The organism is Francisella sp. SYW-2 (assembly GCF_008711475.1).
Lineage (GTDB): Bacteria > Pseudomonadota > Gammaproteobacteria > Francisellales > Francisellaceae > Francisella > Francisella salimarina.
Genome location: NZ_VXKO01000031.1, coordinates 1 through 24,986, shown reverse-complemented (window position 1 = coordinate 24,986; position 24,986 = coordinate 1). Strand labels below are relative to the sequence as shown.

Genomic DNA, 24,986 nt, shown 5'->3' with positions numbered 1-24,986 from the left:
TTGTGCCAATTGAATATTTCAGATAGACTTCCTCTTAGCTGATTAAAGTACTTTTTCATCTTTCGCAAATAATGAATATATAAGGCTTTAATCAGTCCTTTCAATATTTTTTATCGTGTACAGAGGAAATTATAGAAAAAAGTAATTTATTTAAGAATCAAATCTCATATAGAAATTATTCAATGATTAGCTTTTTAGGGCTTTGTAGATAGTATCTTTGATTTCTAGTCTTTGTTTTTTTAGCTCTTCTAATTGCATATCTTCAAACATACCAGAACTTTCAAGGTTATATATTTTCTTATCTAGATCTTCATACTTTTTCATTTGATTACTAATATGATGATCTTCTTTAATATTATGAAGTTGATCTCTTAACTCAGGGAATTCTTTAACTAATGGATGATGTTCTAACATTGTAGATACTCCTTATCTTTATTGATTAATTAAATTAACTGCATACAGATACAGCAATAGATACAAATAAATTACATTTATACCTAACTTAAGTATATTTTCTCACATCTGACAAGGATTGTTCAAATTTAATTTGTCCATTCTCATAATAAGTCTCAAGAATTGAGTCGCTATGATACTCTCCTATTGCATACTGATCATCTAGAACTATTGTCTGATAACTACCTTTAGCATCTTTAATCAAATCTAGACGTCCTTGTTTAGATTTCTTTGTAGGATCTGTGATAGGCTCTTTTTTAACTCCAATTAAAGAATCCCCTCGTTTGATTGCTGAGCATTTAATAGCAAACTTGAAACTATCTCTATTTATAGATGATTCATGATTTCCTTGTAGCAATGCTCCACCCATACCAAAAGCTATATTCTCAGCAGAAAACCCATTTTTTTTCATCGCTGATAGTATGCTCTTTGCTAAACTAAGACTCACTCCATCACCTTGTATCAAGGCTACCTTTTGTAGAACCTTATATCCCTTAGCATTTACATTACTACCATAAGCTTTTTCTAATTCAGTAAGCGCATATAAAATATTATCTATAGCATCTCCCGAATCTGGTCTAATTACCAAGTTTGCTTTTTTAGCTTTGACCTTATCTTTTAAATCAATCCAAGTTTGTATTGCTTGTTTAAAATCCCAACTATCAGAAACACAAGCATAGAAAACACTGTTATCTCCAAATTGCTCAACCATATTTTCAAAGGCTTGGCGCTCACACTCAGAACCAATACCCCAGCTAGTCATTGTTGAGTGCTCACTTGCAGGAATCGAATAACCTGCTATATTTTCATGATAATACTCTTTACAAACTTGTAATGCTGCCAAAGTGTCTGTTCCTAGAAAATTAGTCAGATGTGCCGCTCCACCAATCCCTGCTGACTCTTCTGATGAAACACCTCTATAGCCAAAATCATGAAGCATAAATTCTAGCTTATCAAGATTATCTGCGGTTTCTAGAAGATACTCTTTGATTAGTTTTTTGATATTAAAACTGATTGTTGCAACTGTTGTTGGATACCACACTTTTAAAAGTAGTGTCTCTAGCAATCCAGGCAACCAAAATAACTCTGGATCAGTACTTTCTATAGTCATCAATACATTATGTAAAGGTACTAAACTTCCTTCTCTAACAGCACGAATCCTAACTGGTAAATAACCATTATATTTTTTTAGGACTTTCTCAAAGCCTTCTCGATAAAATACCAAACCATGAGCTTTTAGAATTTCTTCAGCTTCATCTATCATTTTTGGTGTAATTGGCTGAGATAAGTATTTCTTGATGTAATACTGTAAGCCAAAAAATCTAGTATGCGCCCCTAAATCACTATTTACAGTACCACGACTTTCTAAATAAAAATGAAGATAGTTAGCATCATTAGGATATTGATAAGGATGCGAATGTTTATAACTATCAGTCATTAATAAAAGGTTGTTTCTATGCATCAGATATATATAAAGAGAAACTTGTAAGATAATGTTATCAAATGTTGTAAAGATAAACTATTTTTGAGTTAGATTTTTTATACTGCCTTCAACTAATCTTATTAGTTTTGACATATATTTAAGAGAGATTTCTGTTTTATCAATCAGAGGATTATATTCTGCCACTTCAAAACATACTAAACTATTAAAATTAATTTTTTCAATAGTCTTGTAAAAAACCTGAGGGTCAATACCATTTTCAACTGGAGTTCCTACAGCATCAAGATTAGTAGGATCTAAACCATCTAAATCAAAACTAATCCCGACATTACCCTCTGTAACCTTCTCAAGACGTTCAAATTCTTGTGAAAATAACTCTTCAAAGTTTCTATCGGTTAAATCACTTTGATAATAAACCTTAACTCCTAATTTTTCCAAAAAGTCTCTTTCTGGCTTTTCATAAGAACGAATTCCAAAGAAAACAATATTCTCAGGCTTTAACTTTGGATTATCATTTAGTACTTTTGTTAATTCCTCATGCCCATATCCTAAAAGATGTGCTACAGGCATACCATGTATATTACCAGTCTCAGAAGTTTCTGGTCTATGGCTATCCATATGCGCATCAATCCAAATCAAACCAAGTTCTTTTTTCTGATCTTTAAGGTAGTCATAAACCCCACTCCATGTACCTATTGCACATGAGTGGTCTCCTCCAAGAGCCAAAGGAAACTTACCATCTTTAAGAATCTCAGATACCGCCTGAGCAACCTTAGTAAAATACTTACCCATAGTTGGTACTTCAGCTCTTCCACCAATGTAGTTGATAATTTGGGCATCTATACGTCTATCTCTTAGTTCATTCAACAAAGCGTATGGTGCTCTTCCACAACCAATTTCTCTACCAGCATTACCAATAGCTATTCCTACAGCTTCTACTTTTTTCATCTTATTGCTCCAATACTATAATACTGAAAATAAATTTTTAGGATCTTTAATTGGCGGTACCATATCCATTTGGCTACCAATATCATACTTCTCAGCTAAATCTAAGGTAAGACGAAGTGCTGAGAAATCCTCAACAGCAAAACCTACTGAATCATAGATGGTAATTTCTTTATCATTTTCACGACCTTTTTTCTTACCAGTTAAAATTTCCCATACTTCAGCATGTAAAACCTGTTCAACTTCTTGTGGTGATAAATTCTGGATTTCTCCCTCAATCATTGATTGTTCTTTGTATTCAACAACTACTTTACCTCTAAAAAGAATATCCATATCAAGCTCAGTCTTACCAGGACAATCCCCACCTAAACCACTTATATGTACACCTTCTTTAACCCAATCATTTTCAATCACAATTGCATGAAGTTTACAAGCCGTACATACAACAATTATATCTGCACCTTCACAAGCATCTTTAGCACTATCACAAGCGATAAATTCAAGATCAACATCTTTCATATTGTTAGCATATTTTTTCATCGCTTCTGGATCTGTGTCAAAATATCTTACTGTTTTAATAGGTCTGATTAACTTATGAGCTAAAGTTTGAAATTCACTTTGAGCACCTGTACCTATTAACGTCATAGTCTTACTATCTTTACGTGCTAAATAATCTGTTGCCAAGACAGTCGCAGCAGCAGTTCTTAGAGCAGTAAGAACAGTCATTTCAGATATAAGTAATGGATAACCATGTTTAATCTCATTTAATTGACCTGTAGCTACTACTGTCTGCTTACCTTCAAACGGATTTGCAGGATGCCCATTTACACATTTATATGTAAATAGTTTATTATCAGCAGTTGGCATAAGTTCCAGAACACCTCCCGGAACATGAGCTGCATATCTTGGTGATTTATCAAACTCTTGCCATCTTATAAAGTCTTGTTTTGTATATTCAACTAGGTCTTTAATAAAATTATCAAAGCCGTGCTTCTGCACTATTTTTGCCATATCTTGAACTGATAAGATTCTCATATCTTCTCCAATTTACTATTAAATAGCTTTATTTAAAAAAAATTTAACCTTTTAAATATATTCTCAAGAATAGGATTAATCAATAGAAACTTATGCAATTATTTATTTCTCGACAGAATGTATTATTACAACTAAAAAATACTTTTGAGCATTTTTAAAAGATTAATTTTCAAAACTTATTTACAATCAATGTTATAAAATTTCGTTTAATAATATCCTTTGATAGCAACCTTCACTAGTTAACCATACCAAAGTTATTTTTTGAGGCATAATAGTTACAGTTGTATCTTTATTATTAATTTTGAGCGTATATTCACCTTGACTTAAATCCTTAGAAAATAAATCAACATTTTTGGGCAAAAGATTCCAACTTCTGAGATCTGCTTGGGTTGTCGCCATATTATACATCGAAGTTCCAATTGCTGCCAATGCTGCATAGTCACCTGATGATCTAATAGCCGCCACAGAAATAGCTGTTTTTGTAACCAGACGCAAAACCTCTCTAGTTACAATCGCAGGATATTGATCTGATAATGACTTAGCTGCCATTGCAGTTGTATCAACCAATAATGCAGTTTTGCCTTTATCAATAATCTTATTATCTTTTAAGATTTGTACATCAGCATTAGATGCCAGCCTATAAGAGCCATAGTATGGTAACGAAATTTTTTGAACTCCAGCTTGTTGGAAAAATATCGCGATTGGTATATCAAATTTTTTAATAGGCTCTACCCAACCACTCTCATATATTACAACAAGTTTACCTTGCCCTTGTGGATAGATATTATGACCAGTGTCAAAAGCGTTCTTAATTTCGTCATAGTCTTCTCTAACATATGGATTATTTGGAACAACCCTTAGAGCATTACTCATTGATAAGTTAGCATTATTTAGATCGGTATCGTATGACTGATATATCAAAGCCTCTAGATAATATCCAAAAGCATTTTCATAAGAGTTTTTTACTCTATCAGCTATACTCACTAGCTGTCTATATTGTTTTGAACTAGATATATTTGATGAAACCTGTCTAGAATTAACATGATTAAATTCTTCATACCTGGTTTTATTTGTCTGAGCAGCTAAATCTTTTGCTTCATAAGTGGCATATTGTGCATATGATAAGTTACGAATACTGACAGCAGCATTTTCTAAGTCATGCTGTTTTAAGTAGTTTAGTGCTTGATAAGCATATAAAAAAGTAATTTCATAATCAGATATATAGTAATATCTCTCTTTATCACTTAAAAGAGTAGCTTGAGTATTTTTAAGTATATTCCTAACTCTTATTTTTGCTTCTGCTTCTGACTTTGCAACATAATCCGTTGCCTTGGTATATTTAGCTTGTGATAGTTCAGTTTTACCAAGTAGCTGATCAAAACGTCCTGTTTCTAAGAAACCGATAGAAGCATTAACACCATCACCACTAAAAGCATTGTCAAATTTAGTTTCAATAGGCTTGTATCTGCATGTTTCAATAGCATCTTTGGCAGTTTCTACCTTATCAGGATGGCTACCACTGAATGTCGCACAGCTAGAAATTATTAAGCATACAATAGATAACAAACAGACTTTAACTTTCATACTACTTGGATAGGTAAGCACGTAAACCTGGATGTACTTTAGATAAGCTACCATCAATTACAATACCTACAGAATACTTAGGCATCACATCTGTAATTCGTACTTTTGCTAAAACTTTACTATCTAAGACAATATGCTGTCCTGTTGCCGGATCAACACTAGTACCCCCTTCTTGGCGAATCTCATAAGTACTAGCCTTAACGACTCCATTACCACCACGGTTGAAGTAAATTTCACCATCATCTACTTTTAACACTTGAAGAGGGTATATAGCCCCAACAATTTGTTCAGATATTGTTTGACCGATTTGCTCAGCTACATAGCTTAATATCTGTGAGTGATCACCATTATCATAGTTAGCATACTCGTTAGCGATATTTGCTGGTACTTGCAATCTAACTACATTCGACCATTTAACCTCCATCGTAGCCAGCTCAATCATCCGATAAGCTACACTAGCTGAGACATTCAATGTTGTAAAGTCTTCTCCATAATACGAACTCTTTTTCTTACTAATGTTTAATCCCAGGATATCACCAGTTAGTATAAAATCAGCGCCTATTCTTTGATTTAGTTTATCTTTCTCACTGGTATCATTGGAATTTATTATACGTCTAATTTCCTCTTCATAAGCTTTCTCATCTTTAGCATCTCTATTTGATACTCTAAACTTACGTGATTGAGTTATTTTAGCTATGATATTCTGATTAAGTCCTTTTTGAAGCTCTTTCTCACTGTAAATACTTTCATTAGTTGCTCCTTTCGTATCAAAAGGTAATATAGCAACTGTGAACATTTTAAGATTATTACGCTCATCTACGCCTTTATATTTAAGCGTACTTCCAGAATTAGTATCTAATGAGTTATTTGACAAACTAGCTGAGCTATCAGACACAATATTTGTAGCAGAATCTACAGCAAAAGCATTATTAGTAACTATAGAAATCAGTAAGAAAGAAAAAAAAATCAATATTTTTTGCATCATATTACCCTAGAACTGGTTTAAATATTTATTATCATCACTTTGTCTAATAATTACTTTACCATTTAATGAAGTTTCTCCACTTTCTGTACTTTTAGCATTTTGTTTACGATACTCATCATAGTTAAAGTTTTTGATCTTATTTGCTGTAGCTACTTGCTTAGGATCCCACTTTAATACAACACCATATACAGTATTCTCTGTACTTGGTAACTTATAACGCCATCTCTTAACAGTTTTAAGACCAATAATATCCAGGTTTGCTTTTGTTTTGTAATATGTAGATAGTGTCTTTTCAATATTAGTCGCATCTATTCTGCGTGTTTGCTGCGTCTTAGTATTTTTAGCAAGAGTGCTAGAGATATCCTCAGACATAGTCAAAGCTTCTTTAGTTGACATTTGCCCAGCTATTAGTGTAACTAAATTTGCTCTTGCCATAATCTCAGCTTGCTTATAACCATAATCTCCAGCCGAAACTCCTTGAAGCTTTGGACCTGTGTACGAGCCTTGACCATATGATAAGATATATGGTTTATTATCTTCTCCAAAACCAACACGAATACCATAATCACCCATCATATCCTCACCTGACTTATCCTTATATAAGTCAGAAGGAGATTGTCCGCCTTTACCAACGATTACAGGTTCATTACCATGTTTGATATCCTCAAACATCCCTTTAATCTTGTCTGAATAAATAACCACTACACCAATAGCAGCATTACCATTTTTTTCTACAACAAAAGTCTTAATTGGTAGTAGACCTGATAAGTTACCAAATCCTGTAGTTAAGCTTTTGACTGTCATTTGCTGGCTTAAAAGAGCTTTTCTCTTCTCATCTGGTGTTGCAAAATCATCTGGATTTAAACCTTGATCTTTTAATTGTTTATCTAGCTTTGCTTCTTCTAATGCTTGTTGCTTAGCATCAATCGCAGCTTGAGTACCCTCTTTGGGCTTATCAGAATCTGTATTAATGTCATTTACATTAGAACCTTGTGTACTATCTATGCTTAGACTCTTATCAACTTTTGTATTAGCTGATATAAATGATATGTATTCTGCCTGTGCTTTTATTAGAGCTTTCTCAAATGCCAACTGAGCACTGTCGACATAATTTGAATTTGTTTGATTAACAGAGGCTGTACCTATAGCAGAACCAACATAATCATATTTATCTCTAAGATTATTCTGATCGATATAACCCTCCATTACATCACTTAATATTTCTTCTGCTGATCTCTTATCTTCTGCAGTTGTTGCAACTGCTTTTGAATCTGATGAGATAGCACTATTAAGATTAGACACATCTGAACCCATATTAACAGATTGCGACTGCTCAGCTGTAGATTTAGTATCTACAGTTGTTTCTGCAGCAACTAAAGGACTTACTAATAATGATGAAACAATTAATGAACTTAATATTTTCTTTTTCATAGTATTTTATCTCCTATGTTTTAAGAAATTTCAGAACTATTCTGAAATAACCATTTCGAAATCTAACTACCAGCCAAATGTTGATTTAGTCTGTGATTTACGAATTTGCTTATCATCTTGCCATACAACAAGACCTGTTTTTAGATCCATCATCTTCAATGTTGCCAAGAAGAACTTAGATCTCTTATCTCCATCAACGTTAGTATTATCAATATCTTGAATAGAGCCATAAACCATATACCTAGCACCAATATGCTGACCAATTTTAGTAGCTGTACTTTGATCAACCATACCACTATTAGCTTGATATCCAAGCTGCTCACGTACATTTTTGATTTGAGACATATCAGTAACTTGGAACAATCCAGATTTGATAATCTGTGTCTGTACTGTATTTGATAACATTGTCGTATTGATATGCTCTCTAGTTTCATTACGAATATTACTAAAGAATAATGTTGGTGTATCCATAGCAGTAATTCTCTTAACTGCTCGTGAATTCAACATATCTTCAGTCATCTTGTTTGTAATAGCTTGCAAATCAGTAGAACTAAAATTAATAGATGTTGTATCTACACCATTTGGATCCTCATAAGCAACAGTTGTTTTACTACATGAGCCCAACAAAATTAAGCTTACCGATAAAGTTACAAATAAAAGCTTTTTCTTCATTATTTTTGTGAACAGAATAATTTGTCTATATAGCGATTATAACAAAAATAATTAAGAATGTTATTGATTATAAATAGTAAAGATCATCTAAGAGGTTTAGACATAATATATACACAAACTGAGCCTATCTGCTTTATAGTATATTCAGCAAAATTACTCTTTATATATTTTTCTATCGATTCATAAGTATCATTTTTATTATCGAATATTCCTTTGTCATTAAATTTATTAGCCACCTTAATCGCAAGATTTGAGCTATAGTCATTAATGATAGTTGATCCAAATGCTACACCTTCAGATTTAAGCATCTTTGCAACATTCTCAAAAACAACTTGTTTATTACCATTATCAGGTAAACAATGAATTAGATAGTTAAATGATATAGAGTCAAATTTGGAATGAAATTTCTCAGGAATAGCTTCAAGAATATCTACCTTATAAGTCAAAACACTTTTAGCTGGCAAAGCCTTTGCTACATAATCCAAACATGTTGGGTTTAAATCCATAAGTGTTACTTGTTGGAGCTGGTTATTAACTTTTTTTAAATAGTATCCAGAGCCCACACCTATATCTAAATGATTTTTAGAGACATTGGTTTTGTATAATTTAAGCAACTTGGAAGTCTTACATTTCCATAAAAAAGTATTATTAAAAAACAAAACCCAAAAGTTATAAACCTTTAAAACCAGTTTTGAGTAAACCTTTTGGCCATCATGTGTGCTTTTTTTCAATTTGCCAACCTCACTCTACCAAAACATATTTGAACGCATTGGCTTAATAGCAAGAATAACTATCAAGATACAATAAACATACCAAGGAACTAATATTAATACCGGAACAAGTACGACTACCATACATCCAAAGAAGAACTGGCTAAAAAACAGAAGAACTTGGTATGATGGCTTATTTGTCTTTAGATACATTCTAGCTTTCTCAATATATGATCCCTCAAATGAAAATAGATGAATCACTATTGGAAATACTGCCGTTAAAAACATTAATAAATAAAAAATCCAACTCACTTCAGTTAGAACTAGATAATTTGTAGCTACAAGCAAGCCCACCAAGAAGTAGACTATTTTAACAAGAGCAATGTCTACTAATGTAAAATGCTGTAATTTTTCTGATAAGAACTCTTCTTCATACATAACGTACTCCCCATTGGTGTGGCATTTACACAGTAATTTTAACTTATTGAACACACTTTAGAAACAAAAGATATTAAATAAGGATTTATTATTTGCAAACATCATCAATAGTAAAATTAAATCTAACGCTAGATTTTAATAGTATTTAGCTGATCAGCCGGTACTTCCTTCTCTACTGTTTCGACTTTTCCAGTGCTATCTTCTGTTTTTTTGACAATTTTAGCAGTTTTACCATCTGAGTTAATCGTTATAGAACTAAACTCTTTATACACATCTGGCTTTTTAGTAACTTTTGATGTTTTAGATTCAGCTTGTATTTGGGCAATATTCTGATCAATGTTTGCTATTGTTCTGTTGAAGTTTTCATCTATCATCTGCTGTTGCTTTTGAAAATCTGCCATCATCTTTTCTATAGGCTTATCATTAGATACTTGCGCACTGCTTTGAGGTTTTTGTTTTACCCAACCAACAGCACCATCTTTTTGATCAACTATCTCAATCCATTTACCCTTTGAAAAAATAGCTCTAAATTGAGGATTTTGATCATCAACTGTCATAATTTTTTTCGATTTTTCATCTGGTTTTGCATACATCTGATAACTCTCAGCATACACTCCTGACACAACCATTAAACCGAATATTGTTGCTAGAATTTTCTTCATTTCAACCTCCATCTTTTTGATGTAAATATTTTATACACAAATAGTCTAAAATTATAAATAAGTTTTATAGCTATTTTTTTCAAGTTACATGACTATTAATAAGCTATAATTATAGTATGTGAATTGAATATGTATATAGACTCAATGACTGATAAACCAAAAGTTTTAGTTGCTGACGATGATAAAAAAATTGCTCAGTTTATAAAAACCAAATTTGAAGAAAATGGTATTGAAACAACATTAGCTCACGATGGCAAAGAAGCACTATTCCTAATCAATACCAATAATTATGATGTGGTTGTTATAGATTGGATGATGCCGTATTTAGACGGAATATCTTTGCTAAAAATTTTACGTAAACAAAATGTAACAATTCCTGTGATTATTCTAAGTGCACTTGATAGCACTGAGAATAAAATTCAAGGTCTTACATCAGGTAGTGATGATTATTTAACTAAGCCGTTTTCAATAGATGAGTTAATGGTTCGTGTTAATATTCTATACAGAAGAACTAAACAAATTGCTGATGCACAGTCTCATAAACTGACCTGCGGAGATATAGTTCTTGATGAACTCGCTCATGAAGTACGTCGCAATGATGAATTAATATTATTACAACAAAGAGAATACAAAGTTTTACATCTACTTCTTAAACATAAAAATGAGGTGGTTAGCAAGACGATGATACTTAAAGAGGTATGGGATTATGACTTTGACCCTCAGACAAATGTAGTTGAAGTACATATCTCTCGCCTGCGCAACAAGCTCACTGAGAATGGTCTACCAGATCCTATAAAAACTATACGAGGCTTTGGATATGTCATCCAAGAGTAAATTCAACGACACTATTCAACGTAGGTATATAATTAGCTCAAGCTTTAAAATGGCAGTGCTTTTTACAATACTTTTAGGTTTGAGTATAGCATCTTGGATTTATATAATTTTCTCCGCGCTTGGTAATAGAGTTACTGAGCATATAATCCCCCTAAGTATTGGTATCTTCTGTACAGCAAGCGTTGTCATCATCAGTTATTTGATCAGTGTTTTTGTTGTCAAGAAAATCAATTTTATAGCTAGCTCTGCTGCCTCTATTGTTAACACTCGCGACTTTAGCCAAAGAATCAAATCTGATACAAGCTGGGATGATCTTAGTAATTTAGCTAATATACTCAATATCCTGCTTGCTAATATCGATGAGCTTTTGGTAGATATCAAAAGCGTTTCAAATAATATTGCTCACGATCTAAAGACTCCTCTAAGTCGTTTAAAAAACAAGCTTGAAAGCCTTGAGCAAACTTGCCCAAATGATGACACAGCTGAGGCATTGGCAGAGTGTAATCAATTACTTGATATCTTTAATAGTATCCTAAGACTTAATCGGCTTGAACATGGTCGTGAAAATTTACTCAAAAAAAATTCTGATGTAAAAAAAATTATCGATGATGCTATTGAACTTTATGAACCAATGTTTGAACAAAAAAATATCAAACTAAATGTTTCTATTATTCCAAAGAATTTAAACATTGATAAAAATCTTATTTTCCAAAGTATTACAAATATCCTAGACAACAGCTATAAATACTCAAAAGATAATACTGAAATAACGATTTCGACAAAAATTCAAAACTCAAAATATAACATCACATTTACCGATCAAGGGATTGGTGTAAATGAAAAAAATATTGATAAGATTTTTGAAAGATTCTTTCGTGAAGAAAAAAGCCGTAGCCAAATAGGCAATGGTCTGGGACTTTCTCTTGTAAGAAAAATTATACACCTTCATAATGGCGATATCTCAGCCACCAATAACGAACCTCACGGTTTAATTGTAGAGGTCTCACTACCATTACATTAGTGACTAGCTTACGTTGTGATAATAATCAAATTTTCATAGAATAGTTATTACGTAAATCTAGAGTGGTCATTTCTATTAAATAAAGATGAATTGTTAAATTAGCTTAACATTAGATTCTTCATAAAGTATCATTAATTTCATAAGTTATCAACACATGGTCATTTTAAATTGAAAGCATTTAAAATAATTGCTTTATTTTTTACTGTCTTGTCACCAACTGTTAGTTTTGCTAGTAATCCTATGATTTTATCAATAAACAATAAAATAGATATTCCCCTACCAAAAAACATGCAAAGATTAGTTGTTTTAGATGGTGGTGCTTATGCGGCTGTTATGAGTGATAAAAAAGGAGACAGTATTTATTATGGAACAATAAGTCTAGATGAGCTTAAAAAATTTGGTGCAAAAGACTCTGTATATAACTTCTTAAATACTTCTTTTAACTCCTCTGTTGATAACCCTACTACCGACTTTGAAAAAATAATGATTAGAGGAAAGTTTATAAAGTCAGATAATTTTAATGTAAAAATATATGGTTATAGAGATAGTAATTATATTTTTAATAATGTCTATTCTAAAGACTTAGATTTTGCTGTATTAATAAATTATGATCCAAAATATAAAGATTATATAAACTTAATAAAACAAGTTAAGATAAGAGGGTAGTATAAATGTCGGTTGCTACTTTAACAAATAATGAGAAAGATGAGATTAGAAAACTTTTAATAATGATTTTTGGTGATCAAGCAAAAAAAATGGAAAATAAATAATCAAGTTGCAGAGCTTATAACTAAAGCATTTAATGAAAGTGTTAAATGTAGTAAAAGAATAGATGCTTCGCCTAGGCCATTCGGATTTATCCCAAATGGTGTAGGTGTTGCTAGCCAAGCAGTTTCAATAGCTAATAGAATAATAAACAATAAAGAACAATATAAGATGTGTATAGATTATGTTGCTTTAAATTATAAACGAGTTGTATATATGGCTGCCAATGATATTTAAATCTTAATTTTGATACCCTCAACTTACTATAACTTACTAGATTAACAATTTTTAACTATGCTTTTTAAAATTTAAAAATTACTCTTGTAACTAACTAAAATTCTTATAATCAATTTAAAATATGGAAAAAATAGCAGTAATAGGAAGTGGAATATCTGGACTTGCCGTCAGTTATCTTCTCAAAGAAAAATATGACATTACTCTGTACGAAAAAAATAATTATTACGGTGGTCATGCTCGTACATTAGAAGTTAATAGCACTCCTGTAGATACTGGTTTTATTGTCTTTAACTACCATACGTATTATCACTTATCGAGATTATTCAAACATTTAGATGTGCCAGTAGCTGAGAGCAATATGTCTTTTGGTGTATCTATCAAAAACGGTAAGTTTGAGTATGGATCTAGCAGTATCAAAAGTTTATTTGCTCAATGGTCTAATATTTTCAGACCAAGTTACTATAAAATGATAAAAGATATTATAAAATTTAATAAGATCTCAAGACAGCATATTGAAAACAACACTCTTGATGAAAACATAAGCCTTGCTGAATATCTAGAATCTATAAATGTTGGTAACTGCTTCAAAGATTATTATCTACTAGCAATGGGAGCATGTATTTGGAGCACTCCATTAGAGAAGATGTATGACTTCCCTGCCCTTAGTTTTATTCGATTTTTTGATAATCATGGGCTACTTACAACTACCAAACCAGTCCAATGGTACACAGTCAAAGGCGGTAGTAAAGTATATGTTGAAAAAATCATAACTCAACTAAAATCCGCTAATGTTAAATTTGCATCCCAAGCTACCAATATAACTAGAACTCATAAAACTTTGATAACTGATATCAACAATAACACCATAGAATATGATAAGGTTATTTTTGCATGCCATTCCAATCAAGTTCTCGAACTATTAGGTGATGCCGACAGTGATGAAAAAAAACTTATATCTGCTATAAAATATCAACCGAACTCCGTAATATTACATACAGATGCTAGTATTATGCCAAAACGCAAAGCTGCGTGGTCAAGTTGGAATTATCTAAGTGCTGAAACTAAAGACAAACGTGATGTAGTTTCACTTAGCTACTGGATGAATAATCTTCAACCCTTAGATACTAATATAGATTATTTTGTTACAGTTAACCCAGATCAAAAACCTGATCCACAAAAAATCATCAACGAACATACTTTTGATCATCCTGTTTTTGATAAAAAAGCCATTCAAGCTCAAAAAGACTTTGATAAAATCCAAGGACTTAACAACACATACTATTGTGGAGCTTATCTACGCTATGGTTTCCATGAAGATGGTATACTTAGTGCAGTAAATGTTGCGAATAAATTAGGAATCAAAACTCCATGGTAAAAAACTTTATCTTAAGCTCAAAAGTTTTTCATAAGAGGCATCATCCAAAGCAAAATTCTTTTAGATATAAATCATATTATATTATTTTGGATATGCTTAATCTTAAGCAAAGTAAGTCTAGTTTTTTTAGTATCAATAAACCTAACTTGTATTCTTTCTATGATAAAGATCACGGCCTAAAAGATAGTTCAAGTAGTCTAAAATGGGCAACTAATTTATTAGACCAGCACAACCTTAAATATGATGAAATCAAATTGATGACTATGCCTAGAGTTCTAGGATACCTATTTAACCCCGTTAGCTTTTGGCTTTGCTATAGTGAAAAAAAACTTATAACTGTGATAGCAGAAGTCAACAACACATTCAAAGAAACTCATAGCTATATTTGCCACAACAATGGCAACGAAATTACAGATGAAACATGGTTCAAAGCAGAAAAAATATTTCATGTATCACCTTTTTATCCAAGACAAGGCTTTTATAAATTCAACTTCGCACTTGATTTTGATAATAATGCAAAAAATCAAGTTATTATCAATTACTATGATAATAATCAGCTCCAACTTGGCACAGCAATTAATGGTCAAATCAAACCTTTATCAAGTACAAACTTAGTCAAAGAATTTTTTAGATCTCCACTTTTAACCTTTAAAGTTATTTATCTGATTCACTGGCAAGCTCTAAAAATCGTATTTAAACGTATAAAATATATCCCAAAACCTGAGCAGAAAGATATTCGAGTTAGTGTAGCTAATATTATAAGTCCAAATAACTAAACTCCCGACAATATTTTATCTGTGTCAAAAACATATCGCTTACTGATGAATTTATTAACAAAATTTAATATTCCAGCAATATTACCTCAATATTTATTTGCTAATATTTACGTATAGAGTAATTAACCTTTGCCTTTTGAAATGTTTGAAAAAACCGTTAGAAAAAATTTATTAGAATCACTTAACAAATTAGAGTGTGGTGAGCTGTATTTAACAACTCCAGAAAACGAGACTATTTATACAAAAGGCGAAAAACAAGGTCCAACAGCAGATCTAAAACTAAAAGATTGGCGCACAGTAGTAAACTTACAATTAAAATCAGATATTGGATTTGCTGCTGATTATAGAGACGGCTACTGGGAAACCTCCGATCTTAAATCTCTGATTCTACTAGGCTTAGTTAATGAAGAAGCATTTGGTCAATACATGAAGCCAAATTTTCTTTTTAAATTATTACAAAAACTTGGCTACCTTACCAAACGCAATAGCATCAAACAGAGTAAGAAAAACATTTACGATCATTACGACTTGGGTAATGACTTTTATAGTTTGTGGTTAGACAAAACTATGACCTATTCATCTGCGATGTACAAAAATCAAACTGAAACATTAGAACAGGCACAAATCAATAAATACAAAAACATAATTGATAAATTTGATAAAAAAAATGGCTCAATCATTGAAGTTGGCTGTGGATGGGGAGGGTTTGCTGAAACAGCCCTAAATAGTGGTGACTACACACTCAAAGGCATCACACTATCGACAGAACAACATGACTATGCTACGAAGCGCCTAGCTGGGAAAAAAGCTGATATAGTTATTGAAGATTACCGTATCCAAACTGGCAAATATGACTATATTGTTTCAATCGAGATGATCGAAGCAGTGGGTAGAGAATATTGGAACACATATTTTTCTAAGCTTAAATCACTGCTTAAAGAAGATGGTAAGATTGTTATTCAAGCCATTGTCATTGATGATGCGCTTTTTGCGGATTATGCTAAAGGTACTGATATGATTAGAACCTTTATTTTTCCCGGTGGCTTCTTACCATCTATGGGACAAATTAATCTGGAACTGGATAAGGTTGGGCTTAAATGTGTAGGTACTGAATCTTTTGCAAAAGATTATGCTAAAACTCTTGATGAATGGGACAGGAATTTTGTAAATGTAGAACCTGAGTTAATAAAACTAGGTTTTGACAAGCGTTTTCAGAGAATGTGGCGTTTCTACTTAAATTCTTGTAGTGCTGCATTTACTCACGGACGTATTGATGTTGTACAGTTGGAGATTGTCCATGCTTAAAAGACTACTAATAGCTATCATTATTAGTTTTCCTTTGTTCACTTACGCTGAAGAGTTAACTTTACAACAAATAAAATCACATCAAGTCCAACAAGTTGGTAAAATTCATTTCACTAAATGGTTTTTTAATGTTTATGATGCAGAGCTTTACACTCAAAATGGACATTTCAGTTGGGATAAACCTTTTCTACTAAAAATTCATTACCTTAGAAGTATGGATGGGAAAACTATCTCTAAGCATACTGTTAAAGAAATATCATACCAACATCCACAACAAGTCAAGGCAAATTATAAAGAGTATAGAGATACCTTTGATCAGTTAATTCCCGATGTCCAAAATGGTACAAACCTTTACGGTTATATGGATGAAGATGGTAAAGGTTATATCTATTCAGACAATGGCTTAATTGGTGAAATACCAGACAAAGAACTTTCAAAATATTTTTTTGAAATATGGCTTAGCGATAACTCATCATATCAAAAATTATCAAAACAATTGAGGGGCTTATGAAAAAATTAATATCTAGAATAGGAGTAATTATTATGGCATTAGGATTATTTGGATGCTCAGCTGATATATCAAGTTACAAAGGAGACGGTCCAAAGCTTGACCTACAACAGTATTTACAAGGTAAAATTGTTGGTACAGGGATTGTTCAAGACTATAAAGGAAAAGTCACTAAGCAGTTTGACTTCTCTGGAACTGCTAGCTGGAATGGTGATGTCGGCACATTTGACGAGCATATGGTTTACTATGACGGCCAAAAAGATCATCGTATTTGGACGATTAAGAAAATTTCTGATAACTACTACGAAGGTACAACAGGCGACGTAATTGGTACTGCTAAAATCTATGTTGAAGGCAACGCTATGAACTGGCAATATCAAATGAATATCCCAGTTGGCGACAAAAAATACAAAATTAGCTTTGATGATTGGATGTACTTAATGAACGATGGTGTACTTATAAACAAAAATACATTCAAAAAATTTGGACTAACAGTTGGTTCATTAACGCTATTTATGCATAAAGAAAAATCTGGAGAATAACTATGCAAAAATTTGCAGGTAAAACTATATGGTTAATTGGCGCAACAGATGGTATTGGTAATGCATTACTTAAGAAACTTGATAATTCAATACAAGCTAATTTTATAATATCAGCTCGTTCACTAGACAAACTACAAAGCATATCTGCAAGTCTAAAAAATACTGCTCATACTGTTGATCTTGATGTGGCAGATTTTGAGAGCTTCAAAAAAGGAAGTGATATAGCTCTTAGCTATAATCCTGATTATATTATATATTTGCCAGCATTCTATGAGCCTTCATTAATTGCTGACATTGCCATTTCAAATCTTAATAAAACGATCCAAACTAACCTAACTGCTGTTTTTTACCTAATAAGATTTACGCTACCATATCTCAAAAAAAACCATAAATGTCAGCTAGCTATTACAGCTAGTATTGCTGGCTATATCGGTTTACCTAGATCACAACCTTATGCTGCTACTAAGGCTGGTGTTATAAATTTAGTAGAGAGCCTAAAAGCAGAAAATCCTGAGCTTGATATACGTCTGATAAATCCAAGCTTTGTTAAAACTAAACTTACTGACAAGAATAATTTTAAAATGCCAGCTCTACTTCAGCCAGAAGAAGCTGCCCTTAGCATTATCAAAGGTTTAGAGTCAAATAAATTTGAGGTTCACTTTACAAAAAAATTCACTATAATTCTAAAACTTATTGCAGCTTTACCTTACAAGCTTTACTTTAAAATTGCTAAAAAGATGATTTAGAACCGGAGAAACCATGGAAACTCAATCAAATAAAGTCACTATAATAGCCTTTGCTATTATGCATATTGCTTGCTTAGCAATATTTTTTGTAAATTATAATATTACTGCATTAGTTGTATTTCTTGTTACATTCTCAGCTCGGACATTCGCTTTAACAGCAGGATACCATCGTTACTTTGCTCACAAAGCTTTTCAGACTTCTAGAGTATTTCAATTTATTTTAGCATTAGTTGGAACTTGGGCATCTCAAAAAGGGCCGCTTTGGTGGTCAGGTCATCATAGATATCATCATATCCATTCTGATAAAGACACAGATTTACACTCTCCTAAGAATGGTATATTCCAATCACATGTTGGCTGGGTTTTTGAATCTAGAAGTGATCATGTTGATCCTAAGTTTACCAAAGACTGGGTAGAATATCCTGAACTAGTATGGTTAGATAAATATGCTCATGTTTCATTTGCATTATATCTGATAGGTCTCTTTGCTATCGGTAGCATAATTAATCACTTATACCCTAACCTACAAACATCAGGTTTAGCATTTGTATTTTGGGGTGGTATTTTAAGTACAGTATTGTTATATCACACTACATTTAGTGTTAATTCAATCTGTCATATTTTTGGCAAAAAAGATTATGAAACTTCAGATAATAGTCGCAATAACTGGTTTATAGCATTAGTTACGTTTGGTGAGGGTTGGCATAATAATCACCATAAATTTGCTTACTCTGTTAGAAATAATCTCAAAGCATGGCAAATTGATATTACATACATGATTCTTTGTGTATTGAGAAAATTTAGAATAGTATGGGGATTTAAAGAACCAAAGAAAACTGTTTAGATTAAATATTCATAGAATAAATTTATTGAGCTGCTTTTGTTTTTGCTTTTTTTCTACGTCTAGCTCTTTTTTTCTTAGCCTTATTCGGTTTTTTTGACTTCTTGAGATACGGCTTATCATTATTTTTATCTAAATTTGGCTTACGTGGATCATATAATTCAAAATCTATGTGAATTCTTTCTAAATCTGCTCTGACAACTCTTACAGTAATATCTTGACCTATCTTATAAACTTTATGAGTTCTCTTACCAATCAATATATCTTTAGCTTCATCATAAATATAATAGTCCCCTGGAATAGCAGAAACGTGTATCAAGCCTTCTATATACATATCTTTTAGCTCAGCAAATAGACCTAAGCCATTAACATGCTTAACTTGAGCCTCCAAAACATTACCAATATAGTCTTGCATGAAATAGCATTTCAACCAGTTCTCAACTTGCTTTGATGCACCATCTGCATTTCGTTCTTGATTAGAAGCATTCTCACAAATATTTGCTAATTCAGAAGACTTATAATCAGCACCACCATGCTCATACTCGCCAATAATTGATTTAATTATTCTGTGTACTACTAAGTCAGGATATCTTCGAATTGGCGATGTAAAATGAGTATATTCACTATATGCCAATCCAAAGTGTCCATCATTATTTATACTATACACCGCTTGATTCATGCTTCGCAAAGTCATCATCTGAATATCATCATAATCAGGACGATCCTTTATGCTATCTAACATTTCTGCCAAAGCCTTTGGTGTAACTTTGCCATTTTTACCATATGCAAGATGTATACCATGCTTAGCAAGATACTTCTTAAGAGTCTCCATCCTATCTTCTTTAGGCTCACTATGAACTCTAAATGGCGATGTTTTTTTATGCTTAATAGTGAATTTAGCTGCTGCAACGTTTGCCACAAGCATACACTCTTCTATTAATCTATGCGCATCATTACGATGTCTTGGTACTATTGACTCAATATGATTATGCTCATTTAATATTATTTGTGTTTCAACGGTATCAAAGTCTATAGCACCTCGCTCTTGCCTAGCTCCATGTAGCACTTTATACAACTCATATAAATCAAATAGATTTGGTATCAACTCAGGAGTTTTATCAACTATAGAATTTTGTTTCTTCTCTAAAAGTTTTGCAACCTCTGTATAAGTTAAGCGCGCCTTTGAGTTTATTACTGCAGAATAGAACTTGTATCTAGAAAGCTTACCAGTTTTAGATATGTTCATCTCACAAACTAGAGAATATCTATCCTCATTAGGTTTTAACGAACATAATCCATTTGATAACTTCTCTGGTAACATCGGAATAACATATCCAGGAAAATAAACAGAAGTTGAGCGACGCTTAGCATCCAAATCTAGGCCTGAATCTTTCTCAACATAGTTTGACACATCTGCAATCGCAACATATAGTTTCCAGCTACCACTTTTAGTCTTGTGTGCATAAACAGCATCATCAAAATCTTTGGCATCTTCACCATCGATAGTTACAAAATTTTCATTACGCAAATCAACTCTATTACCAACAATCACATCATCAGAAATATTATCTAAATAGCGCAAAGCCTTTTTGCTCCACTGTTCTATTAAGTCATACTTCTGTGTCGCCATCATCATTGCTTCTTTAACTGGAGATACTGCTTCGACCTCTTGCTTAAACTTAGCTACAGCTGCACTATTTATACTAGGATAAACAACAATCTCGGCCTCAATTAGAGAATTGTGTTCTATTTTCTGCCTCGGTGGTAATAGCACTATATCACTTGTCATACTCTTACTTATCGGCTTAATAAAATCACAATCAAAACTCTTATAGTAGTATCCAGTGATGGTTTTTTGTGATCTTGAAACTATTGTTTTAATTTCTGCATCTATTCGACCACGTTTATTAAGTCCAAGAACTTTAGCTGTTACTTCATCACCAGCCATTACCATTTTTGTCTGATGAGATACAATTCCAACCTTAGTATTTAAAGTATGGCTAAATAACTCTAAACGGGAGTCTCTATCAGCTGTTACTTTAGATGTTATATATATTGGCGTCATTTCTGGTAGATTATAGTACGATTTGTCTTTTTCTAACTGTCCATCCCTAACCATTGCACCTAAACGATTTACAAGACCATCAAAAAGATTTTTTTTAAAAATTTCTAAAGCATTTGCGATGTTTTCTATACTAACAGGAATATTAGTATCTTTTATATACTTTAGAATCACTTCTCTACTTGGAATTGGATTCTCGTACTTTTGTGCTTCGACATCCCTATTAGGATCATTATGTATATTATATTTACTCACTTATGAATATATCCTGGTCAAAAAATTTTTTACTTATTAACTTACCTTTATCAAACTCTGCTATAGCAACAAACTTCTCATCATCATATATCCTGACCGTTCCATCAAGATGAGGTTTGTCAGCGAAGAGTCCTCTTTTGTATAAATCATCTTTTTCTTCTTCTACTAAAGAGTATATTGGCTTGTCAATAAATACACTCTCTACACTAGCTATACTAGCAAGTTTTTGTTCAAAACTTAAATCTTTTAAGTTATCTAAGTCATGAGCAGCCTCAATTCCAAAAGGTCCGCTTTGGGTTCTTTGCAGAGCAGACAAATGTCCACCACAGCCTAAAACTTTTCCAATATCTATAGCTAGACTACGAATATATGTGCCCTTTGAACATTTAACTCTTATTTCTAATGAATCTGTATTAAACTCCAGTAACTCTAACTCATATATACAGATATTACGCGGCTTAACCTCAACGGTTTTACCCTCTCTAGCTAGCTTATAGAGAGGTTGTCCATTATACTTCAAAGCTGAATACATTGGAGGGATTTGAACTATGTTCCCCCGAAAATCTCTCAAAACTGTTTCTAGGTACTCTGCCGACAATTCTGGAATATTAGCATTTCTTGCCACTATTTCACCCTCAGCATCTCCACTATCTGTTTCAACACCCAGCTTAATAGTTGCAATATATTCCTTATCAGAGTCTAAAAGGTATTGTGCTATTTTAGTGGCTCTACCAAAGCATATAGGCAGAACTCCTGTTGCCATAGGATCTAAGGTTCCTGTATGACCTGCTTTTTGAGCATTAAATATATACTTTAATTGCTGTAAAACTTTATTTGAACTAAGACCTTGAGTCTTATTTATGACAATCACACCATTGAGATTTAATCTATTTTTTTTCATGTAAGCCTTGTTGTGATAGTATTTGTATCATCTTCTCAGCAGCTTTCTGCTCAGCTTTTTTTCGCGATGTACCTTTTGCACTAACTTCAATATTTAAATCATTAGACAATGCTTTCACTGTAAACTCTTGTTCATGGTCTTTACCGTCGATAGTTTCAATACTATACTCAGGAAGACTTAAACCATTTTGCAATAGGATTTCTTGTAACTTAGACTTACCATCTTTGACTTTTACATCATCCAAGTTAAGAGTTGATATAACTGGCTTGTACCAGTTTAGTATAACCTTTTTAACAGTAGCAAAATCACTATCTAAATAAATTGCCCCAATAATAGCTTCAAATACATCTTCTAATATTTTTTCTCGCTTATGTCCACCTTGTTCACTAGCACCTAAGATAACATATTCATCCAACTTAAAATTTAGAGCTAAATTTGCTAAAGTTACTCCTTTAACTAGCTTAGACCTAATTTGTGAGAGCTTGCCCTCTGCTAAATCTGGAAACTCTAAATACAACGCTTCGGCAATTACAAATCCCAAAATAGAATCTCCCAAAAACTCTAATCTTTCATAGTTTTTCTTTGTTTTACTACGATGAGTTAATGCTCTGACCAAGAGAGTATAATTTTTGAAGTTATAACCAAGAATTTTATATAATCGAGAATATTCAGGAATCATTTATTTAAAAGACCTTACCAATTTCACTCCAACGAACTTTTTTATCAACCTTATCCCAGCTCATCCATACAATCTTTGCTTTACCTACAAGATCCTTCTCAGAAACAAAACCCCAATAACGACTATCTTCACTATTATCTCTGTTATCTCCCATTACGAAATAATGTCCAGCAGGTACTTTAAGATTTTCAAAATCAGTACCTTTTACGGATTCAATCCAATCAACTTGATGCTTAACACCATCAAGATTTTCAGTACAAATTGTATCACCACTGCCATTAGCTAATGATTGATTGTAATAATTAATAGCATCTTTATCACAATTTGTGTACTCAAGTTTTTTGCCATTAATCGTCAACATCTTATTCTTGTAAGAAATCACATCTCCAGGTACACCAACGACTCTTTTGACAAAATCTACACTTGGATTAACTGGAAAGTGAAACACTAAAATGTCGCCTCTTTTAGGCTCACCTGTTTTTATCAGAGTTTCATTAGTAAAAGGTGCTCGAATACCATAAGCAGCTTTATTAACAAATATAAAATCTCCAACAGGTAGTGTTGGTGTCATAGATGCTGTAGGGATAAGAAAGTTCCCTATTAGAAATGTTCTAAGCAAAAAAACCACCAAGAATACACTAAACAAGGATCTTGCTTGATCTGCTATCAAAGGAGCCTTAAGGCCACTGTCCTTATAGAACTGACGCTTCTGTTTCTTAGATAGACCCTTTAATTCCTTGGCATAAGGCTTTAATCTTGGCCTTTGAAAAAAAAGTAGGTCCATCAAATAAATTAGACCACTTGCAATAGTTAAAAACAGTAGCCAAAAAGTAAAACCTAGGCTTAGGATATAGTTCAATAGTTCCATGAAATCACTTAACTACTTTATCCTTTTGAACAAAATAACCAACGCCTCTAATAGTTTGAATAAAGTTTGGAATATTTATTTTCTTTCTTAGATTGTGCATGTGTACTTCTAGAGTATTAGTGTCCATTTCTTTATCAGTAGAATACACTTCTTCCAGAAGCTGAGTTTTTGGTACAACACGGCCAGCATTTTGCACCAAAATAGCCAAAAGCGCTAATTCTTTTTTTGAAACTGGAATAATAACACCATCTTTAGTTACTGTCTCAGAGCTAGGGTTAAAGCTATAGTCGCCAAACTTGATTTCTTCTTTAGTGCTTTTGCCAGATCTTGTGTCTATTCTACGAGAAATAGCTTTAATTCTTGCTACCAATTCTTTAAGCTCAAAAGGTTTAGTAAGATAATCATCAGCGCCTAAATCTAAGCCTTTGATTCTATCCTCCAAACCATCCCTAGCTGTTAAAAGAATAATTGGCACTTTAATACCTTTATTCCTAACATTCCTAAGAACTTCCAAACCTGTTTTAATTGGCATACCTATATCAAGAACCACAATATCATACAATCCTGATTCAACGAAAGTCTGTGCAGCTTCGCCATCAGAAACCAAATTAACAATAAGACCTTCTTTTTGCAGCGCTTCGAGTAAGCCCTCACCTAAGTTAAGATCATCTTCAGCCAATAATAGCCTCATATATTCACCTTTATTCGTTATAAGATTCTAAAAAAACATTTATCAGCTAAAGTATATAGCATAAGGTACATAAAATAAATATTTATTTAAACTTATACTCTGTACACGATAAAAAATATTGAAAGGACTGATTAAAGCCTTATATATTCATTATTTGCGAAAGATGAAAAAGTACTTTAATCAGCTAAGAGGAAGTCTATCTGAAATATTCAATTGGCACAAGT

General features: G+C 32.5%; 27 protein-coding genes. 11 read left to right on the top strand and 16 right to left on the bottom strand.

Going from position 1 to position 24,986, the window contains the following annotated elements; genetic code table 11:
* Positions 1-186: 186 nt before the first annotated feature.
* The 11 genes from F3D57_RS08955 to F3D57_RS08905 all read right to left on the bottom strand — a co-directional run bounded on the left by F3D57_RS08955 (position 187) and on the right by F3D57_RS08905 (position 10,356).
* Positions 187-414, bottom strand: coding sequence for a YdcH family protein (locus F3D57_RS08955; protein ID WP_013922595.1), 228 nt, complete (start codon positions 412-414; stop codon positions 187-189).
* Positions 415-502: 88 nt separating this feature from the next.
* Complete coding sequence (locus F3D57_RS08950) at positions 503-1,915, bottom strand: nicotinate phosphoribosyltransferase (protein WP_150465991.1); 1,413 nt, start codon at positions 1,913-1,915, stop codon at positions 503-505.
* 57 nt (positions 1,916-1,972) lie between these two features.
* Positions 1,973-2,842: an arginase gene (locus tag F3D57_RS08945; RefSeq protein ID WP_150465990.1), complete on the bottom strand. Its 870-nt coding sequence runs from the start codon at positions 2,840-2,842 to the stop codon at positions 1,973-1,975.
* Between the two features lie 15 nt (positions 2,843-2,857).
* Complete coding sequence (locus tag F3D57_RS08940) at positions 2,858-3,874, bottom strand: ornithine cyclodeaminase (protein ID WP_150465989.1); 1,017 nt, start codon at positions 3,872-3,874, stop codon at positions 2,858-2,860.
* Positions 3,875-4,066: 192 nt separating this feature from the next.
* On the bottom strand, positions 4,067-5,458 hold the full coding sequence (locus F3D57_RS08935) for a COG3014 family protein (RefSeq protein WP_150465988.1): 1,392 nt from the start codon (positions 5,456-5,458) through the stop codon (positions 4,067-4,069).
* 1 nt (position 5,459) lies between these two features.
* Positions 5,460-6,440 (bottom strand): CsgG/HfaB family protein, encoded by a 981-nt coding sequence (locus F3D57_RS08930; RefSeq protein ID WP_411961506.1) that lies wholly within the window; start codon positions 6,438-6,440, stop codon positions 5,460-5,462.
* 9 nt (positions 6,441-6,449) lie between these two features.
* The gene (locus tag F3D57_RS08925; RefSeq protein WP_150465986.1) at positions 6,450-7,874 is read right to left on the bottom strand and encodes a DUF6844 domain-containing protein; all 1,425 of its coding nucleotides are present in this window, start codon (positions 7,872-7,874) and stop codon (positions 6,450-6,452) included.
* A gap of 66 nt (positions 7,875-7,940) precedes the next feature.
* Positions 7,941-8,546: a penicillin-binding protein activator LpoB gene (lpoB, locus tag F3D57_RS08920; protein WP_150465985.1), complete on the bottom strand. Its 606-nt coding sequence runs from the start codon at positions 8,544-8,546 to the stop codon at positions 7,941-7,943.
* 83 nt (positions 8,547-8,629) lie between these two features.
* Positions 8,630-9,277, bottom strand: coding sequence for a class I SAM-dependent methyltransferase (locus tag F3D57_RS08915; RefSeq protein ID WP_150465984.1), 648 nt, complete (start codon positions 9,275-9,277; stop codon positions 8,630-8,632).
* A gap of 15 nt (positions 9,278-9,292) precedes the next feature.
* Positions 9,293-9,694 (bottom strand): hypothetical protein, encoded by a 402-nt coding sequence (locus F3D57_RS08910; protein WP_013922586.1) that lies wholly within the window; start codon positions 9,692-9,694, stop codon positions 9,293-9,295.
* A 128-nt stretch (positions 9,695-9,822) separates the two neighbouring features.
* Complete coding sequence (locus F3D57_RS08905) at positions 9,823-10,356, bottom strand: hypothetical protein (protein WP_150465983.1); 534 nt, start codon at positions 10,354-10,356, stop codon at positions 9,823-9,825.
* A gap of 144 nt (positions 10,357-10,500) precedes the next feature.
* On the opposite strand from F3D57_RS08905, the gene F3D57_RS08900 reads away from it, so the two are divergent.
* The 11 genes from F3D57_RS08900 (at position 10,501) to F3D57_RS08850 (ending at position 19,309) form a co-directional block, all read left to right on the top strand.
* Positions 10,501-11,190: a response regulator transcription factor gene (locus tag F3D57_RS08900; RefSeq protein ID WP_146420969.1), complete on the top strand. Its 690-nt coding sequence runs from the start codon at positions 10,501-10,503 to the stop codon at positions 11,188-11,190.
* On the top strand, positions 11,174-12,211 hold the full coding sequence (locus tag F3D57_RS08895) for a sensor histidine kinase (protein ID WP_150465982.1): 1,038 nt from the start codon (positions 11,174-11,176) through the stop codon (positions 12,209-12,211). Before F3D57_RS08900 ends, F3D57_RS08895 begins: the two co-directional genes overlap by 17 nt.
* 168 nt (positions 12,212-12,379) lie before the next feature.
* A complete protein-coding gene (locus F3D57_RS08890) occupies positions 12,380-12,877 on the top strand; it encodes a hypothetical protein (RefSeq protein ID WP_150465981.1) in 498 nt (165 codons plus the stop codon).
* A 72-nt stretch (positions 12,878-12,949) separates the two neighbouring features.
* Positions 12,950-13,213, top strand: coding sequence for a hypothetical protein (locus F3D57_RS08885; RefSeq protein ID WP_150465980.1), 264 nt, complete (start codon positions 12,950-12,952; stop codon positions 13,211-13,213).
* A gap of 121 nt (positions 13,214-13,334) precedes the next feature.
* Positions 13,335-14,588 carry an NAD(P)/FAD-dependent oxidoreductase gene (locus F3D57_RS08880; RefSeq protein ID WP_150465979.1) on the top strand — a complete coding sequence of 418 codons (1,254 nt, stop codon included), beginning with the start codon at positions 13,335-13,337 and terminating at the stop codon, positions 14,586-14,588.
* Positions 14,582-15,364, top strand: a complete 783-nt coding sequence (locus F3D57_RS08875; RefSeq protein WP_150465978.1) for a DUF1365 domain-containing protein — start codon at positions 14,582-14,584, stop codon at positions 15,362-15,364. Before F3D57_RS08880 ends, F3D57_RS08875 begins: the two co-directional genes overlap by 7 nt.
* Before the next feature lie 141 nt (positions 15,365-15,505).
* Positions 15,506-16,669, top strand: coding sequence for an SAM-dependent methyltransferase (locus tag F3D57_RS08870; protein ID WP_004287241.1), 1,164 nt, complete (start codon positions 15,506-15,508; stop codon positions 16,667-16,669).
* Positions 16,662-17,180 carry a chalcone isomerase family protein gene (locus tag F3D57_RS08865; RefSeq protein WP_150465977.1) on the top strand — a complete coding sequence of 173 codons (519 nt, stop codon included), beginning with the start codon at positions 16,662-16,664 and terminating at the stop codon, positions 17,178-17,180. Before F3D57_RS08870 ends, F3D57_RS08865 begins: the two co-directional genes overlap by 8 nt.
* The gene (locus tag F3D57_RS08860; RefSeq protein ID WP_150465976.1) at positions 17,177-17,719 is read left to right on the top strand and encodes a DUF3833 domain-containing protein; all 543 of its coding nucleotides are present in this window, start codon (positions 17,177-17,179) and stop codon (positions 17,717-17,719) included. Before F3D57_RS08865 ends, F3D57_RS08860 begins: the two co-directional genes overlap by 4 nt.
* Before the next feature lie 2 nt (positions 17,720-17,721).
* Complete coding sequence (locus F3D57_RS08855) at positions 17,722-18,465, top strand: SDR family NAD(P)-dependent oxidoreductase (protein ID WP_150465975.1); 744 nt, start codon at positions 17,722-17,724, stop codon at positions 18,463-18,465.
* A gap of 13 nt (positions 18,466-18,478) precedes the next feature.
* On the top strand, positions 18,479-19,309 hold the full coding sequence (locus F3D57_RS08850; protein ID WP_149368671.1) for an acyl-CoA desaturase: 831 nt from the start codon (positions 18,479-18,481) through the stop codon (positions 19,307-19,309).
* Between the two features lie 22 nt (positions 19,310-19,331).
* Here the strand turns inward: F3D57_RS08850 and rnr are convergent, their stop codons facing one another.
* From rnr to qseB, 5 genes are read right to left on the bottom strand one after another with little or no spacing between them, the layout of a single operon-like run.
* Positions 19,332-21,623 carry a ribonuclease R gene (gene rnr, locus F3D57_RS08845; RefSeq protein WP_150465974.1) on the bottom strand — a complete coding sequence of 764 codons (2,292 nt, stop codon included), beginning with the start codon at positions 21,621-21,623 and terminating at the stop codon, positions 19,332-19,334.
* A complete protein-coding gene (gene truB, locus F3D57_RS08840; RefSeq protein ID WP_146420755.1) occupies positions 21,616-22,524 on the bottom strand; it encodes a tRNA pseudouridine(55) synthase TruB in 909 nt (302 codons plus the stop codon). Before truB ends, rnr begins: the two co-directional genes overlap by 8 nt.
* The gene (rnc, locus tag F3D57_RS08835; protein ID WP_149368674.1) at positions 22,511-23,203 is read right to left on the bottom strand and encodes a ribonuclease III; all 693 of its coding nucleotides are present in this window, start codon (positions 23,201-23,203) and stop codon (positions 22,511-22,513) included. Before rnc ends, truB begins: the two co-directional genes overlap by 14 nt.
* 4 nt (positions 23,204-23,207) lie before the next feature.
* Positions 23,208-24,071: a signal peptidase I gene (gene lepB / locus F3D57_RS08830; RefSeq protein WP_013922572.1), complete on the bottom strand. Its 864-nt coding sequence runs from the start codon at positions 24,069-24,071 to the stop codon at positions 23,208-23,210.
* 4 nt (positions 24,072-24,075) lie between these two features.
* Positions 24,076-24,762 (bottom strand): response regulator QseB, encoded by a 687-nt coding sequence (gene qseB, locus F3D57_RS08825; RefSeq protein ID WP_146420757.1) that lies wholly within the window; start codon positions 24,760-24,762, stop codon positions 24,076-24,078.
* Between the last annotated feature and the right edge of the window lie 224 nt (positions 24,763-24,986).